Here is a 14453-nt window from a genome sequence, read left to right as displayed (position 1 = left end):
ATGAGTTCAATCGTCGCAATCAAAGGTTTTAATGACATTCTCCCAACGCAAAGCCCAGCTTGGAGACGTCTTGAACAACATCTGTCGGGTTTGATGGATGCTTATGGCTATCAACAAATCCGTTTGCCTATCGTTGAACAGACCAATCTGTTCAAACGTTCGATCGGTGATGCCACCGATATCGTTGAAAAAGAAATGTATACCTTTCTGGACAAAGGTAATCCGCCTGAGTCTCTGACACTACGCCCTGAAGGAACTGCAGGCTGTGTACGTGCCATGCTGGAGCATAATCTGCTTCGTGGTGCAACTCCTCGCGTCTGGTATATCGGGCCAATGTTCCGTTATGAAAAACCACAGAAAGGCCGTTACCGTCAGTTCCACCAGTTTGGTGTAGAAACCTTTGGTGTGGCGACTCCGGACATGGATGCAGAGCTGATTTTGATGACTGCCCGTCTGTGGAAACGTATGGGCGTAGCGGACAAGGTTCAACTTGAATTAAATACTTTAGGCGAATCGGATGAACGTGCAGCCTATCGTGCAGCCTTGGTTGAATTTTTAGAGTCACATAAAGCCGATCTGGACGAAGATTCTCAGCGCCGTCTGACCACAAATCCACTGCGTATTCTGGATTCTAAAGATGCCAAAACCCAAAGCATCCTAGAAAATGCACCGAAACTGCATGACTTTATGGGTGAAGAAACTCTGGCGCATTTTGCCCAGTTACAACAGTACCTGACTGATGCCGGCGTGAGTTTTGTGATCAACCAAAAACTGGTACGTGGCTTAGACTACTACAACAAAACTGTGTTTGAATGGACCACAACACATTTAGGTTCACAAGGAACCGTGTGTGCCGGTGGCCGTTATGACGGTCTTGTTGGTCAATTGAAGGGCAAGCCTGATCAGTCTGTACCTGCGGTTGGTTTTGCCATGGGTATCGAACGTTTATTGCTTCTGCTTGAACAGGTTGAAGACAATACACCAACGCGTGATTGTGAAGTATTCCTGGTGGCTGAACCGGCTTCTCAAGGTCAAGCCTTGGTCATTGCTGAACAGATCCGTGATCAGCTTGAAGCAGCGGGGAGTCAGGTGCGTTTGAAAGTGGGCTCTCAAGGTTCAATGAAGTCGCAAATGAAAAAGGCCGATCAGGCCGGTGCTTTGTTTGCTGCGATTTTAGGTGAGCGTGAACTTGAAGCGCAGACTTTTACGGTGAAAGAACTGGCAACCGCAGAGCAATCGAATGTACCATTTACGGACTTCGTTGCATTTTTTAGTGCTAAAATTTCTTTAAAATAATCGATAAAACATCAGGAAAAGGGTAGTCTCATGAGCGCAGTGGGTGATGAACAGTTTGAAAGCTTAAAATCCTTTACGAAGAAATATGGTTCTTCGATCATTACAGGGATTTTGATTGCGCTGATTGCCTTTTTTGGATGGGAATATTGGCAGAAGAAAAACCTGGCAGAGTCGCAAATGCACACTGCCAAGGTTCAGCAGTTGATGGATGATGCACAGGCGACGCAGGGCGATGCCTTTGCCAAGCTGTCTGAAACTGCGGACAAAATTGTCAAAGAAGCACCAGATTCAGCTCAGGCCATTCAGACTCAGCTGGTCATGGCGAAACTGGCCTATGACAAAGAAGATTATGCTGCGGCTGAGAAAGCGCTACAAAAAGTTGAAAACTCGACACTAGACGATAAAGGTCTGGTTCAGGTGGTCAAACTTCGTCTGGCTTATGCGCAACTGGCACAGAAAAAATATGATGCTGCATTGAAAACTTTAGAAGCAGTGACTGAACCTGCGTTTAAAGCAACTGCCGATGAAGCACGTGGCGATATCTATGTTGCCAAAAATGATATTGAAAATGCGAAAAAAGTATATCAAAGTGCATGGGATGCCTTGATTGAACGTAAAGAAGAACGTCAGATTTTACAAATTAAGCTCGAAAGCGTAGGCGTGTTGGTCGATGATCCAGAAATCGAACGCCCAATTATAGAAACACAAGCGGAAGAAGCTGCATGAATAGAAAATACAAAATTACCTGTGCCTTGACTGTTTTAACGCTTGCACTGGCTGGCTGTGCAGGTAAAACAAATAAAGTTCCAGAAGTAAAACCGAACCCACTTCCAAAACTGACCCAAGCCAAAACACTGGTTCCTGTATTTTCCACCAGTGTATCTGCGACAGATGCTGCCGATCCATTGCGTTTACGTCTGGATGCAGACAATGGTGTGGTTTTTGCGATTGATCCAAAAGGTGAGGTGTCTGCATTTAAGGGCAAACAGCGTCTTTGGCAGAAAAAAGTCAGCAAAGATAATCTAAGTTCTGGCGTTGAAGCGGCCGAGGGTCTGGTTGTTGTCGGTAGCCAGAAGGGCCAACTGTTTGCACTCGATCAGCAAACCGGTGAGCAAAAATGGACTGCACAATTGACGGGTGCTTTACTGGCGCCTTCACTGATTCATGCAGGTCGTGTGATTAGTGTGAGCAATGACGGTATGGTCTATGCGCATGAAGTGGCAAGCGGTGCACAAGTTTGGACTTATAACCTGCCTAATGTACAATTCAGCCTGCGTGGTATGGCGGCTCCTGTGCCATTAGATGCGCGTAATGTGCTGATTGCATCTTCAAATGCGTATATTTATGCACTGGATGCCTTAAGTGGCGTACCAAAGTTACAGCGTCGTGTCGCCGTGTCGGATGGCCGTTCTGATATTCAGCGTCTGGTCGATATTGACGGTGAGCCGGTCGTTGCAGGCCAGTTTGTGGTGACGACCAGTTATCAAGGTCAGGTGACTGTACTGGACTTGGCTTCACAGCAAGTCATCTGGAGTGAAGATGCCAGCAGCATCCAGCGTCCAGAAGTTGTCGGCAATGGCGTATTCGTGGCGCAAACTGATGGCAAAATTAAAGCTTTTGAGATTAGCTCGGGTCAACCGCTTTGGGAAAATGATCAATTGTTGAATCGTCAGCTCAGTAATCCAGTGATGTTAGGCACGGATTTGGTGGTCGGTGATCTGGATGGTGTGTTGCACCTGATTGATCCGCGTACCGGACAAATTACTGGTCGTTCGAAAACCTCTGGTGAAGTGCGTAACTTACGCGTGATCGACAACCAGCTTTATGTTTCTACACGCAAGGGCGCATTAAGCATTTGGCAGAACCGTTAATTTTAACGAGCCTTATGTTAAACTAGCCGCAACCGTATTTTTGTGAACGCGGGGTGATTGAAAAATCAATGCCCCGTGTTTTTATTTAGGGTATTTTTCCCCTTATATCTTCCTATACTTTCTGATGTTCAGGCCACTTTGACTGCCTGATTATTGAATAAAGGTTACTCTATGAAACCCGTAATTGCGCTCATTGGTCGTCCGAACGTCGGAAAATCAACTCTGTTCAATCAGATTACCAAGAGCCGTGACGCATTGGTGGCAGACTTTGCTGGTCTGACACGCGACCGTAAATATGGCGATGCAACCTATCAAAATAAATCTTTCATTGTGGTTGATACCGGTGGTATTGGTGAAAATGAAGGCGGTATTGACTCGTATATGGCAGAGCAATCTAAAACTGCCATTCATGAAGCCGATATTATCATTTTTGTGGTCGACGCGCGTGCCGGACTGCTGGCTTCCGATGAGCAGATTGCGCGTGAACTGCGTACTTTAGGTAAAAAGGTCTTTCTGGCGGCCAATAAAGTCGATGGCGTACATGCTGAAGCTGCCTTGGTTGAATTCTACAAACTGGGCATGGGCGAGCCGCTACAAGTTGCTGCCAGCCATGGTCGTGGTGTTCAGCAAATGCTGGAAGACGTGCTTGCCGATGTACCGGAAGATGAAAACCCGGAAGAGCATGATAAAAACACTGGTCTGCGTTTAGCGATTATTGGTCGTCCAAACGTGGGTAAATCTACGCTGGTGAACCGTTTGCTCGGCGAAGAGCGTGTGGTGGCATTTGACCAGCCGGGTACAACACGTGACTCGATTTATATTCCATTCGAGCGTGATGGCCGTCAATATACCCTGATTGATACTGCAGGGGTGCGTCGTAAAGGTAAAGTGGATGAAATGATTGAGAAATTCTCGATTGTTAAGACTTTGCAGGCGATGAAAGATGCCAACGTGATTGTGGTTGTGGTCGATGCACGTGATGGTATTGTAGAGCAAGATTTGCATCTGATTGGCTATGCGCTTGAAGCGGGTCGTGCCATGGTCATTGCTGTCAACAAATGGGATAACATGACTGAATATGATCGCAAGCAATGTAAGCTCGATGTAGAGCGTCGCTTCGATTTCATTCCATGGGCAAAAGTGCATTTGATTTCTGCATTGCATGGAACGGGTGTGGGTGAGCTTTATCCTTCGATTCACCGTGCCTATGATTCATCTCGTTTGAAAGTATCACCGGCAAAAATCACCCAGATTTTAAATGATGCAACAGATGCCCACCAACCGCCTATGGTTCAGGGTCGTCGTATTAAAATGCGTTATGCGCATATGGGCGGACAGAATCCACCAACCATCGTGATCCATGGTAACAAGGTCGATAAAACCCCTGCGGATTACCGTCGTTATCTTGAAAACGTATTCCGTAAAGTATACAAGCTTGAAGGTACGCCGATTAAAATCGAGTTTAAAACCTCTGAAAACCCGTTTGAAGGGCGTAAGACGGTGATGGATGAGCGTATTGCAGCGCGTAAACGTCGTTATGTACAGAAGTTCAAGAAAGCCGAGAAGAAATTTAAACGTTAATTTCTTTTTTTAGTTTTCGATAAAAAGCCTGCTGATGCAGGCTTTTTATCGGCTACATTTAGATAGTGCATTTTTTTGCTTTTTGATAAATACGGATATTTTCAAGATTAGCTAAAGCAACATCTGCATCGGCTTGAGAAGCGGCTAAATTATTTTGATTATTATTGCCAGAAAAGGCATTCGTAATTTCACTTGCACGTGCAACTGTTTGTGATTGACCTGCAAAAGCAGACAATGCACCACTTGCAATACCAGCTAATTTTGAAACAGGATTATTGGCTTGAGCATTTGCCTGGTTTTGTGCATTTTGACTGGCTTCTAGAGTGCGTTCAAAGCTGCGTGCTTCTACCGCTAAATCAGTACAATCTAAACCTTTTAAGTATGCGGTTGAGTAGACGCTATTATTCTGCTGTGAAGCATTATTATAGTTAAAAGCATATGTGCGGTCTGCTCGTGCCACAGCAGCATTCGCCTGTGCACGGCTACGCTCCATATTAGCTTCGGCCTGATCCATAATCGCGCCATTTTTTGCTCCCATCACCGCTGTTGCAGCTTCTAACCAAGAGGCGGCCTGTATTGAAAATGATGATACTGCAAGAGTAGTGCTGAGTATGATTTGTTTAAACATGTGACCCTCTGTTTTTGTATGTGTGAAATTGTAATTGAATTGTAACTAATGTTTGTATAAATTTTAAATGACATTTAATAACAGTATTTTAATTTTAATTTTAATTTTTTAAATAATTTTAATAAGCATTGATTTTTGTGTGGGAGATTAACAGATGCTTGAACAATACTTAGGATTAGATAATGCGACGTCAGATACAGCTATCTAGGAAATTTTATGTTAGAAATAAGCTTTGTAATAAGCCTGTAGGCATTTAATATTGAAACGAAATATCAATATTCATTGGACTCCTCTAGAGCCTTTATTGGCAAATTTGATCCAAAATAATCGTAAAGACTATATTCAACAGCGTAAAAATATTATTTATGCCCATCGTAACCAATTGCTTTCAGATCAACTTAATTATCTTATCCAGTCTTCAGATTTTAGCATTACTGAATTCGGCAAACCCTATCTCCACACTCATCCAGACTTCAACTTTAACCATAGCCATAGTCAAAATTTCTATGCTCTGGCAACGAGCAATAATGTCCAAAATTTGGGAATTGATATTGAAGAGCTGAGCCGTAAGGTTCGATTTGAAGCCATGGCACAACATGCCTTTCATCCTGAAGAGCTTAAACAGTGGCAGGCACTGGACTATGATTCCGAATACTGGTTTAAGGTCTGGACCACCAAGGAAGCTGTATTAAAGGCCTCAGGACTGGGCATACGCATCAACCTGAATGAGTTAAATACCCAGATTCATCCAGATCAGAATGGTGGAAGATGTGAACATCCAGAGATCGGCGTCTATGCCTATCAAAATTATAATATGGCAGGATGTATGCTCACCGTGGCCTGGCAAAGTGAGCATTCATACAAGGGTTTCAGATTTCCGCTAATCCAGATTCATCAATCTGTTTAAATCAGCAGAGTAGAAATAGACTCTATTGTCTGGCAATCAACAGGTTGCTGATTCGGTTCACAAACTGTGGACTCATACGTGATAGATGAAATAAAAATTTACTTTTTAATCCAACCGGATGGTGCGTAGCGTGCCAGATGGAATCTTTAAGCTGTACCAGTTTTAGAATATCCTGTGCGACATCCTCTGCTTTCAAATGTACCCCCATTTTTTTAATACTTTCTGCCTGCATATCTTTCACCATGGCTGTACTGACGAAAAGTGGCATCACATCAAGCACCCGAATCCCATAGGGTTGCCATTCAATATCCAGACTTTCAGTCAGACCGCGCACGGCAAATTTACTGGTCGCATAAGAGGCTAAATCGGCCTGTCCATAAATGGCGGATGCCGAGGATAAATTAATGACACGAGCAAAGGAAGATTCTTTTAAATAAGGGAAAGTGGCATGACAGCCATTGAGGAGACCTTTAACATTAATATCCAGCGTGCGATGATGCGCTGCAATTGTGGTGTCTTCAAAAGGCCCTGAATATAAAATTCCGGCATTATTTACCAGAATGTTGATTTCACCGGCCCAGGCTGAAAACTCCGCCAAAGCTGTTTCCCAGGAAGTATAGTCTGCCACATCCAGAAAGCCTGCTTTGGCATGTTCGCCCAGTTGCTGGGCCAGCTGTTCGGCCTGTGCCACATTGATATCATAAATACCGACTTTATAGCCGTGCTGGTAAAATAGCATGGCTGTCGCGGCGCCAATTCCTTGTGCTGCCCCACTAATCAATATACTGTGCATGTGCTTGATCTCCTTATTGTCTTTTTTTCTTGAGCATAACAAGAAACAGGCAGATTGACGCGACTATTTGGTAAAGAAGAGGTTTTAAAAGTGGAACAATTGCTTAATATCATGCGTGAATTACGTGAAAAATGTCCATGGGATCAGCAGCAGACTCCCGAATCTCTGACCCAATATGCGATTGAAGAAGCTTATGAAGTAGAAGCTGCAGTACGTTCTGGAAATATTGACGAAATTCGCGATGAACTGGGCGATCTGCTGTTACAGGTGGTGTTCCAGTCGCAAATGTACAGCGAGCAGGGTGCTTTTGATTTTCAGGATGTGGTGCAGGCCATTAGCGACAAGCTCATCCGCCGTCATCCGCATGTATTTCAGGCTGAACAGTTTGTAAAATTGAGCCCGGAAGATGTCTCTCAGCTCTGGCAAGAAATTAAACAGCAAGAAAAGCAGGGCAAGCCACGTTCCCGTTTAGATGAAATCAAGCATGCACCGGCCTTGGTACAGGCAGATGAAATCCAGAAAAATGTCGCAAAAATCGGCTTTGATTTTCCCGATGTCACTGGGGCATATGACAAAGTAGAAGAAGAGCTGGCCGAGTTAAAAGAAGCTTTGGCAAGCCAGAATTCCGATGAAATACAGGAAGAATTTGGTGACTGCTTATTTTCTCTGGTCAATGTTGGCCGTAAACTTGGAATCTCGAGTGAAATGGCATTATTAGGCACGATCCATAAGTTTCGTACTCGATTTTCCTTGATGGAACATCAGGCGGAAAAACAACAACTCAATATAGACCGCTTGTCACTGGCTGAATTGGATCAGCTCTGGGAACAGGCCAAATTAGAATTAAAACAAAGAGCGGCGCATGAACAAACAACAACATCGAACAAGTCCGGCGTGGATTAATCTTCTTCTGGGTTTATGGCTAGGCTATATTGCTATTGGAACTGCACATGCAACTGCGACCGATTATATGGAATGGAAGACCAGACAACAGCAACATGATGCGCGGCTCAAACAACAGAATGCATCGACTAAAGCAGATCACTATCTGGCAAAACCGGCACTTTCGGTACAAGCGACAGGTGATAGAATTAGTTTAAATAGTGCAAATATTGAACAATTGCAACAGTTGCATGGCGTGGGACAAAAGAAAGCCCAAGCCATTGTTGAGTATCGGCAGAAAAATGGGAAATTTAAAAGCATTGAAGATATTCAGCTGGTCAAAGGCATTGGGCCGGCATTATTTGCCAAAAACAAGGCCAGACTCGCGTTGTGAATAGACTGAATTGATGCAAAATACAGAATCAATCTGAGCGGCAGGATTGACATAATCAAATTGCCCTTTAGTCGTGTAAGCGATATGATTAGCGTCATCTTAGAATTTTACGTTCAGACGTAGGAGACAGCGTCTTTTGCAAACTTTGCGCGCGTCAAAATGTGGTTTATCAACCGCTCAATTACCTTCTTATATTCTCGATGTGATTGATGCCTTAAACAAGGCAGGCTATGAAGCTTATATCGTGGGTGGTGGTGTTCGAGATCTGATGTTAGGTTTGAATCCTAAAGATTTCGATGCAGTTACCAATGCAACCCCGGCTCAGGTCAAGGAAGTATTCGGACGACGTTGTCGAATTATCGGACGGCGTTTTGAACTGGCGCATGTCTATTCAGGGCGGGAACTGGTTGAAGTGGCCACTTTCCGGGCACCTCCAAAAAAAGCAGTCACCTCGGCCGCGGGGATGATTCTGCGTGATAATAACTGGGGCAGCATCGAGCAGGATTTTGCCCGTCGCGACTTCTCGATCAATGCAATGTATTACCAGCCGCGTAAAGCGATTGTGCTGGATTTCTGCAATGCTGTAGATGATATTCACAGCAAAACTTTACGTTTGCTCGGTGATCCGGCCTTAAGATTTGAAGAAGATCCGGTGCGGATGTTACGTACCTTACGTTTTGCTGCCAAATTGAATTTCAATATTGATGAAGCAATTTTGGATATCTTTACCCCGGAAATGACCCAGCTGCTGCGTGATGTCTCTCCGCATCGACTCTATGATGAATCACAAAAGTTATTCACCATGGGGCATCTGAATCGTGTGTTGCCCATGCTGATTGATTTCGGAATCTGGCATCAGCTGTTCGCCGATATCAAAGCTGAAATCACGCCGTTTATGGAGCGTGCCGCGAAAAATACCGATCAGCGTATTTCGATTGGCAAGACCATCAATCCTGCATTTTTCTACGCGGTACTGTTATGGCAGCCATTCCTCGAGCGTTGTGAGTTTTATCTGAATAAAGGCGTGGTCGCAGCAGAAGCACGTGCCCAAGCGGGTCTGGATGTTTTGAAACGTCAGGCAACCCGAACCATTATTCCTCGCTTCGCCGAGACTTTCATTCGTGAAGTCTGGGAAATGCAGACCCGTTTACTGAATCCAAAACCGCAACAAATTGAGGCCTTGTCTAGTCATGCGCGCTTCCGTGCCGGATTTGACTTTTTGCTGTTGCGCGAAAAATCAGGCGATGCAACGGCGCAAGGCATGGGCAGTTGGTGGGATGCTTACCAGCAAATGAGCGGTGATGAGAAAGAACGGGCGATTAGCCAGTATAACCGTCAGCGTGCCAAGAGCCGTCGTAAGGCGAGTCAAGAAGAACATCTGGAACAGAAACTGACCCAGCAGCAAGATCTTGCCGAGATTGAGCCTTTAGTCAATGAACCTGAACCACGTAACCGCCGGGTGCGTAAAGCCAAGTTTGAAGATAAGGCGAAAACCCTGTCACATGTGGCAGCCAGTGCCAGTGGTGAAATTGGCGCAGATCATCCGATTATGAAACGTAAGCGGGTACAACGTGATTTAAGCCAGGTGGTGTTTGGGCCAACACAATGATCGTGACGTATATTGGCTTGGGCAGTAACCTGGGCGATTCACGCCAGATTTTGGCAGAAGCTGTACAGAAACTGGCGACATTGGGTCAGGTGAAAACTTCGCATCTGTATCAAAGTCCACCGATGGGGCCACAGGATCAGCCAAATTATCTGAATGCTGTGGTGCAGTTGAATACTGATCTGGCAGCATTAGAGCTCCTCGATCGTCTGCAAGCCTTCGAGCAGGAAGCCGGTCGGGTACGTTTGCGTCATTGGGGCGAGCGTACGCTGGATCTGGACTTGCTGATCTACGGAGATGAACAGATACAGAATCAACGCCTGACTGTACCGCATGTCGGTGTGTTAGAGCGTGATTTTGTACTCATTCCGTTGCTGGACATTGATGCTGAAATACAGGTTCATGCTACATCCTTAAAAGACCTGGACATCGTCAAGCAATCGACCTTAACGGTACTTGATGACACAAACTGGGCAAATATTTAATTTTTGAGTTATGGGTATGTTCGCGAGAACTTCAATCATAGAGGAACATCTTCATGGTCAGTCTGAGTGACTTAAGACGCTTCAAAGCAGATGGACGCAAATTTTCATGTCTGACTTGCTATGATGCCAGCATGGCCAAAGCCATGGAAATTGCAGAAGTAGACAGTATTCTGATTGGCGACTCTTTGGGAATGTCAATTCAGGGCCGCGATTCGACTTTACCAGTGACTGTTGCAGATATGGCCTATCATACCGCTGCGGTACGCCGTGGTAACCAGCATGCCTTTATCATGACTGACTTGCCGTTTATGAGTTATGCCACCTTAAATGATGCCTTGCAAAGTTCCAAAACCGTGATGCAGGCCGGTGCGCAAATGGTGAAAATGGAAGGCGGTGCATGGCTGGCAGAAACCGTGCAGGTCCTGACCCGTAACGGTATTCCAGTCTGTGTGCACTTGGGATTGACGCCACAATCGGTACATGTCTTTGGCGGTTATAAGCTGCAAGCTCGTACCCGTGAAGCAGCGGATCAACTGATTGCAGACTGTAAAGCAGTGGTTGATGCAGGTGCTGCACTGTTACTGCTGGAATGTGTACCGGCACAATTGGGTCAGGAAATCACGGAACTGTTTCCACAAATTCCGGTGATTGGCATTGGTGCAGGCGCAGCCACTGATGGTCAGGTCTTGGTAGTACAAGACATGCTGGGTTTAACCTTTGGCCATACTGCAAAATTTGTCCGTAATTTTATGCAGGAACAATCGGGTGCTACTGCCATTCTGGATGCTTTTAAAGCTTACCATGCTGCAGTTTTGGATGGATCTTTCCCGGCACCCGCACAAACTTTTCAGGTTGAATTGTAAGATGAAAACAGAAACCACCATTCAGGGACTCGCGGCCTCACTTAATCCGGCACGTGCCAACCGCAAGATTATTGGTTTTGTGCCCACCATGGGCAATCTGCATCAGGGTCATTTAAATCTGGTACGTGAAGCGCGTAAGCTGTGTGATGTGGTGGTGGTCAGTATCTTTGTCAATCCGATCCAGTTTGGACCCAATGAAGATTTTGATAACTACCCGCGTACGTTGGAGCAGGACCAGCAGCTTTTGGCAGACGTCGGTTGTGATATCGTCTTCGCGCCAACGGTTGAGCAAATGTATGGCAAAAAACCGCGCCTGACCAATATCAGTATCTCTGACATTACTGATGACTTGTGTGGTTTGCAGCGCCCCGGCCATTTTGATGGTGTAGCGGTGGTGGTGACCAAATTGTTTAACATTGTTCAGCCAAACTATGCTTTCTTTGGGCAAAAAGATTATCAGCAGTTGGCAGTGATTCGCCAGTTTGTACAAGACCTGAATATTCCATTAGAAGTGATTGGCGTGCCAATTGCCCGTGCAGAAGATGGTTTAGCCTTAAGTTCTCGAAATGGTTACCTAAGCCAAGAGCATCGTGCAATCGCACCGGTCATTTATCAAAGCTTACAAAAGGCTGAACAGCAGCTCCATGCTGCGATTGAACTGGATACGGTATTGGCCGAGCTTCGCCAGACTTTAACAGATGTCGGGTTTGTCGTAGACTATGTTGAAGCACGAACGCCAGAATTAAAAAAAATTCATACGTTTAATCAAGATGTTGTGTTATTTGTAGCTGCAAAGATAGGTAATACACGTCTGATCGATAACCTGCAGGTCAAATACACTGCCGGATAGGATGAAAGGGTAGCATGTATGAAGCGCATTTTAATTGTCACGGGACAATCTGGTTCAGGTAAATCATCTGCATTGCAGGTGCTTGAGGATCTGGGTTATTACTGTATTGATAATCTGCCTTTGGCATTGCTTCCCGAAATCGTGGCGAAACTGCACAGTGAGAACAATCTGGAACAGTTGGCTTTGGGGGTCGATGTACGCAGTACCCGTGCCGATTTGCAAGAATTTGATCATGTGTTCGAGCAGCTACAACAGCATGGCTCGGTTGATATTATCTATCTAACCACGCAGGATCAGGAACTGATTGCGCGCTTTAGTGCCTCGCGTCGGCCGCATCCTCTAGCTTCGCGCTTTAAGAGTCTGAACGAGTGCATTCAGGAAGAAAAAATCCTGCTAATGCCCATCCAGCTGCGTTCTACCGTGCACATCGATACTACAGATAAAAGCGTGCATGACCTGAAACATACCTTATTGACCAAGTTGGGACAGACCGATAACCTGATCCTGATTTTGCAGTCTTTTGGTTATAAGCATGGCATTCCACTGGATGCCGATTATGTCTTTGATGTCCGGCATTTGCCTAACCCGCATTGGGAACTGGAATTACGCAAATTTTCAGGACTCGATCAACCGGTGCAGGAGTTTTTGCAAAAGAGCGATCAGGTCGAGGATATGTTTAATGATATTTATCATTTTCTGGACAAATGGTTGCCAACCTTTTCTGAAGGGCATCGTCATTATATGACTGTGTCGGTTGGCTGTACCGGTGGTCAGCATCGTTCTGTTTACATTGTGGATAGACTAAAAAAAGCCCTTGAGGCAAAATGGTCTATTCAAGTCCTCCATCGAGAAATGAAGCACTGGTCATGATTGATACCACTGTTGACGTAATTAATAAACTGGGTTTACATGCACGCGCATCTGGTAAACTTATAGAAGTGACTACCAAATTTCGTTCCAGTATCCAGATTGGAAAAACGGACAAACTGGTAGATGCAAAAAATATCATGTCCTTGCTGATGCTCGGTGCGGGCAAAGGAACAACTTTACGCTTGGTGATTGAAGGAGCGGATGAGGACAAAGCCTTATCTGAAATTCAGGCACTATTTGCAGCAAAATTTTATGAGGCAGATTAATCGTGGCACGTCGACCGAACAGTTTAACTGAAGAAGATTTTGATTCTTTAGAGGGACGCGCAAGTAAAACCGAACAGAAAAAAGCAGTCCAGCGTATGGCGGCTTTGGGTGCACAGCTGGCTGAGTTGAGTGCTAAACAAATTAAAAACTTGCCTGTTGAAGAGCGTTTGATTGAAGCATTGCTCGATGTACAGGAATTTACCTCACATGAAGCACGTCGCCGTCAATTTTCACGTATTGGTAAATTACTGCGCAATGAAAATGAAACGGTGATTTTATCTTATTTAACACCAAAGCAAGGTCTTAAAAAGACAGCCCAATTACAGCGTTGGGTCGATCGAATTGTCAAAGATGGTGACCCGGCCATTAATGAATTTACCAAAACCTATAATGCCACAGAGCGTCATACCTTGCGTCAGCATTATCTTCGCGTACATCGTGATTTAAAGAATCAGGCACCTGAAGCAGAGATCAATGCATCTAAGTTAAAGTTATTTAACTATGTACAGCAAGTGGCGTTAATTTCAGACAATTAATTCTTCGTTAAAAAAAAGCGGTCTTTTTAGGCTAATGCCAGTCAGTTAAGGAATTGACTGGCATTTTCTTTTTCAAATTCATGATTATATCTGATAGATAGAAAAGTCATCCGCAACTGTTTGAGGCATGAGGTGTATTGCACCGCAAGATGCCTTCCTTGCGAAGCTTCGCTTCTCATTTGGGCGAAACCAAAGTAACAAATTATTTTTAAGTATTTGATTTATAAATTTAAGACTCCGTCGTGAACGACTAAAAAGTTAAAGAGTCTATTTCTAAACTCCTTAACTGATCAGCATTAGTCTTTTTGGGCCGCTTTTTTTGTCTTTACCTTAAGTGCACTATGCCTTGTGTAAAAAAATACCCTGAATTGGATTCATTCTTCCTCAGCATGAAATTTCCATTTTTAATGTAAGCTTGAGTGATAAAAAATCACAAAATTTTCGCAATTAATTTGTTAAAGACTGTAATTTCTTTACAATTCAAAGGCTATCTTTCAGACAGTTTTTTTGAGACTTTAAGTTGAGACTCAAGATCATTGTTAAGTATTTTTTAAAAATAAAAAATGAATTTTGAGCGTTATTAGAGAGTGAAGCCAATCTAATTTATTTTTTTAAACGAAATTTA

The 14453-nt window shown here is 44.4% G+C and carries 16 protein-coding genes; 14 read left to right on the top strand and 2 right to left on the bottom strand.

All coding sequences use genetic code 11. The features are described 5' to 3' along the window. The 4 genes from hisS to der all read left to right on the top strand — a co-directional run bounded on the left by hisS (position 1) and on the right by der (position 4748). Positions 1-1296: a histidine--tRNA ligase gene (gene hisS / locus FTV48_RS00150; protein ID WP_005095678.1), complete on the top strand. Its 1296-nt coding sequence runs from the start codon at positions 1-3 to the stop codon at positions 1294-1296. Between the two features lie 30 nt (positions 1297-1326). Continuing rightward, a complete protein-coding gene (locus FTV48_RS00145) occupies positions 1327-2022 on the top strand; it encodes a tetratricopeptide repeat protein (protein WP_005095680.1) in 696 nt (231 codons plus the stop codon). Further along, positions 2019-3167, top strand: a complete 1149-nt coding sequence (bamB, locus tag FTV48_RS00140; RefSeq protein WP_005095682.1) for an outer membrane protein assembly factor BamB — start codon at positions 2019-2021, stop codon at positions 3165-3167. The genes FTV48_RS00145 and bamB overlap by 4 nt, the downstream gene beginning before the upstream one ends. Before the next feature lie 171 nt (positions 3168-3338). After that, positions 3339-4748 carry a ribosome biogenesis GTPase Der gene (gene der, locus FTV48_RS00135; protein ID WP_005095683.1) on the top strand — a complete coding sequence of 470 codons (1410 nt, stop codon included), beginning with the start codon at positions 3339-3341 and terminating at the stop codon, positions 4746-4748. A gap of 58 nt (positions 4749-4806) precedes the next feature. On the opposite strand, the gene FTV48_RS00130 is transcribed toward der, so the two are convergent. Then, positions 4807-5376, bottom strand: a complete 570-nt coding sequence (locus FTV48_RS00130; protein ID WP_005095685.1) for a hypothetical protein — start codon at positions 5374-5376, stop codon at positions 4807-4809. Between the two features lie 313 nt (positions 5377-5689). Here FTV48_RS00130 and FTV48_RS00125 point away from each other — a divergent pair, with 313 nt between their 5' ends. Beyond that, positions 5690-6283, top strand: a complete 594-nt coding sequence (locus FTV48_RS00125) for a 4'-phosphopantetheinyl transferase superfamily protein (protein WP_373683521.1) — start codon at positions 5690-5692, stop codon at positions 6281-6283. Positions 6284-6305: 22 nt separating this feature from the next. Here the strand turns inward: FTV48_RS00125 and FTV48_RS00120 are convergent, their stop codons facing one another. Further along, positions 6306-7076, bottom strand: a complete 771-nt coding sequence (locus FTV48_RS00120; protein ID WP_179999049.1) for an SDR family oxidoreductase — start codon at positions 7074-7076, stop codon at positions 6306-6308. Between the two features lie 90 nt (positions 7077-7166). Between FTV48_RS00120 and mazG the strand changes: the two genes are divergently transcribed. The 9 genes from mazG (at position 7167) to yjgA (ending at position 13828) form a co-directional block, all read left to right on the top strand. Continuing rightward, entirely contained in the window at positions 7167-7979 is an 813-nt protein-coding gene (mazG, locus tag FTV48_RS00115) for a nucleoside triphosphate pyrophosphohydrolase (RefSeq protein ID WP_179999047.1), read from the top strand. Then, entirely contained in the window at positions 7939-8352 is a 414-nt protein-coding gene (locus FTV48_RS00110) for a ComEA family DNA-binding protein (protein ID WP_005172659.1), read from the top strand. Before mazG ends, FTV48_RS00110 begins: the two co-directional genes overlap by 41 nt. Before the next feature lie 136 nt (positions 8353-8488). Then, complete coding sequence (gene pcnB, locus FTV48_RS00105) at positions 8489-9961, top strand: polynucleotide adenylyltransferase PcnB (protein WP_005095696.1); 1473 nt, start codon at positions 8489-8491, stop codon at positions 9959-9961. Next, positions 9958-10443: a 2-amino-4-hydroxy-6-hydroxymethyldihydropteridine diphosphokinase gene (gene folK, locus FTV48_RS00100; protein WP_005095697.1), complete on the top strand. Its 486-nt coding sequence runs from the start codon at positions 9958-9960 to the stop codon at positions 10441-10443. Before pcnB ends, folK begins: the two co-directional genes overlap by 4 nt. A 53-nt stretch (positions 10444-10496) precedes the next feature. Continuing rightward, complete coding sequence (gene panB / locus FTV48_RS00095; RefSeq protein WP_074384037.1) at positions 10497-11306, top strand: 3-methyl-2-oxobutanoate hydroxymethyltransferase; 810 nt, start codon at positions 10497-10499, stop codon at positions 11304-11306. Position 11307: 1 nt separating this feature from the next. Continuing rightward, the gene (gene panC, locus FTV48_RS00090; protein WP_005095700.1) at positions 11308-12156 is read left to right on the top strand and encodes a pantoate--beta-alanine ligase; all 849 of its coding nucleotides are present in this window, start codon (positions 11308-11310) and stop codon (positions 12154-12156) included. Between the two features lie 18 nt (positions 12157-12174). Continuing rightward, positions 12175-13026: an RNase adapter RapZ gene (rapZ, locus tag FTV48_RS00085; RefSeq protein ID WP_179999045.1), complete on the top strand. Its 852-nt coding sequence runs from the start codon at positions 12175-12177 to the stop codon at positions 13024-13026. Continuing rightward, positions 13023-13292, top strand: a complete 270-nt coding sequence (locus FTV48_RS00080) for an HPr family phosphocarrier protein (RefSeq protein WP_034608740.1) — start codon at positions 13023-13025, stop codon at positions 13290-13292. Before rapZ ends, FTV48_RS00080 begins: the two co-directional genes overlap by 4 nt. A gap of 2 nt (positions 13293-13294) precedes the next feature. Further along, positions 13295-13828 carry a ribosome biogenesis factor YjgA gene (gene yjgA, locus FTV48_RS00075; protein ID WP_179999043.1) on the top strand — a complete coding sequence of 178 codons (534 nt, stop codon included), beginning with the start codon at positions 13295-13297 and terminating at the stop codon, positions 13826-13828. Positions 13829-14453: the final 625 nt, after the last annotated feature.

Origin of the sequence: Acinetobacter sp. YH18001 (assembly GCF_013416975.1) — a bacterium.
GTDB classification, from domain to species: Bacteria; Pseudomonadota; Gammaproteobacteria; order Pseudomonadales; family Moraxellaceae; genus Acinetobacter; species Acinetobacter pseudolwoffii.
Note: the sequence above shows the minus strand (reverse complement) of the source record. Positions and strands in the feature narration are given on the sequence as shown.

Excerpts from the sequence above, each read along its gene's own strand:
- hisS (WP_005095678.1), top strand. The coding sequence starts at position 1 with ATGAGTTCAATCGTCGCAATCAAAGGTTTTAATGACATTCTCCCAACG.
- FTV48_RS00145 (WP_005095680.1), top strand. The coding sequence starts at position 1,327 with ATGAGCGCAGTGGGTGATGAACAGTTTGAAAGCTTAAAATCCTTTACG.
- bamB (WP_005095682.1), top strand. The coding sequence starts at position 2,019 with ATGAATAGAAAATACAAAATTACCTGTGCCTTGACTGTTTTAACGCTT.
- der (WP_005095683.1), top strand. The coding sequence starts at position 3,339 with ATGAAACCCGTAATTGCGCTCATTGGTCGTCCGAACGTCGGAAAATCA.
- FTV48_RS00130 (WP_005095685.1), bottom strand. The coding sequence starts at position 5,376 with ATGTTTAAACAAATCATACTCAGCACTACTCTTGCAGTATCATCATTT.
- FTV48_RS00120 (WP_179999049.1), bottom strand. The coding sequence starts at position 7,076 with ATGCACAGTATATTGATTAGTGGGGCAGCACAAGGAATTGGCGCCGCG.
- FTV48_RS00110 (WP_005172659.1), top strand. The coding sequence starts at position 7,939 with ATGAACAAACAACAACATCGAACAAGTCCGGCGTGGATTAATCTTCTT.
- folK (WP_005095697.1), top strand. The coding sequence starts at position 9,958 with ATGATCGTGACGTATATTGGCTTGGGCAGTAACCTGGGCGATTCACGC.
- panB (WP_074384037.1), top strand. The coding sequence starts at position 10,497 with ATGGTCAGTCTGAGTGACTTAAGACGCTTCAAAGCAGATGGACGCAAA.
- panC (WP_005095700.1), top strand. The coding sequence starts at position 11,308 with ATGAAAACAGAAACCACCATTCAGGGACTCGCGGCCTCACTTAATCCG.
- rapZ (WP_179999045.1), top strand. The coding sequence starts at position 12,175 with ATGAAGCGCATTTTAATTGTCACGGGACAATCTGGTTCAGGTAAATCA.
- FTV48_RS00080 (WP_034608740.1), top strand. The coding sequence starts at position 13,023 with ATGATTGATACCACTGTTGACGTAATTAATAAACTGGGTTTACATGCA.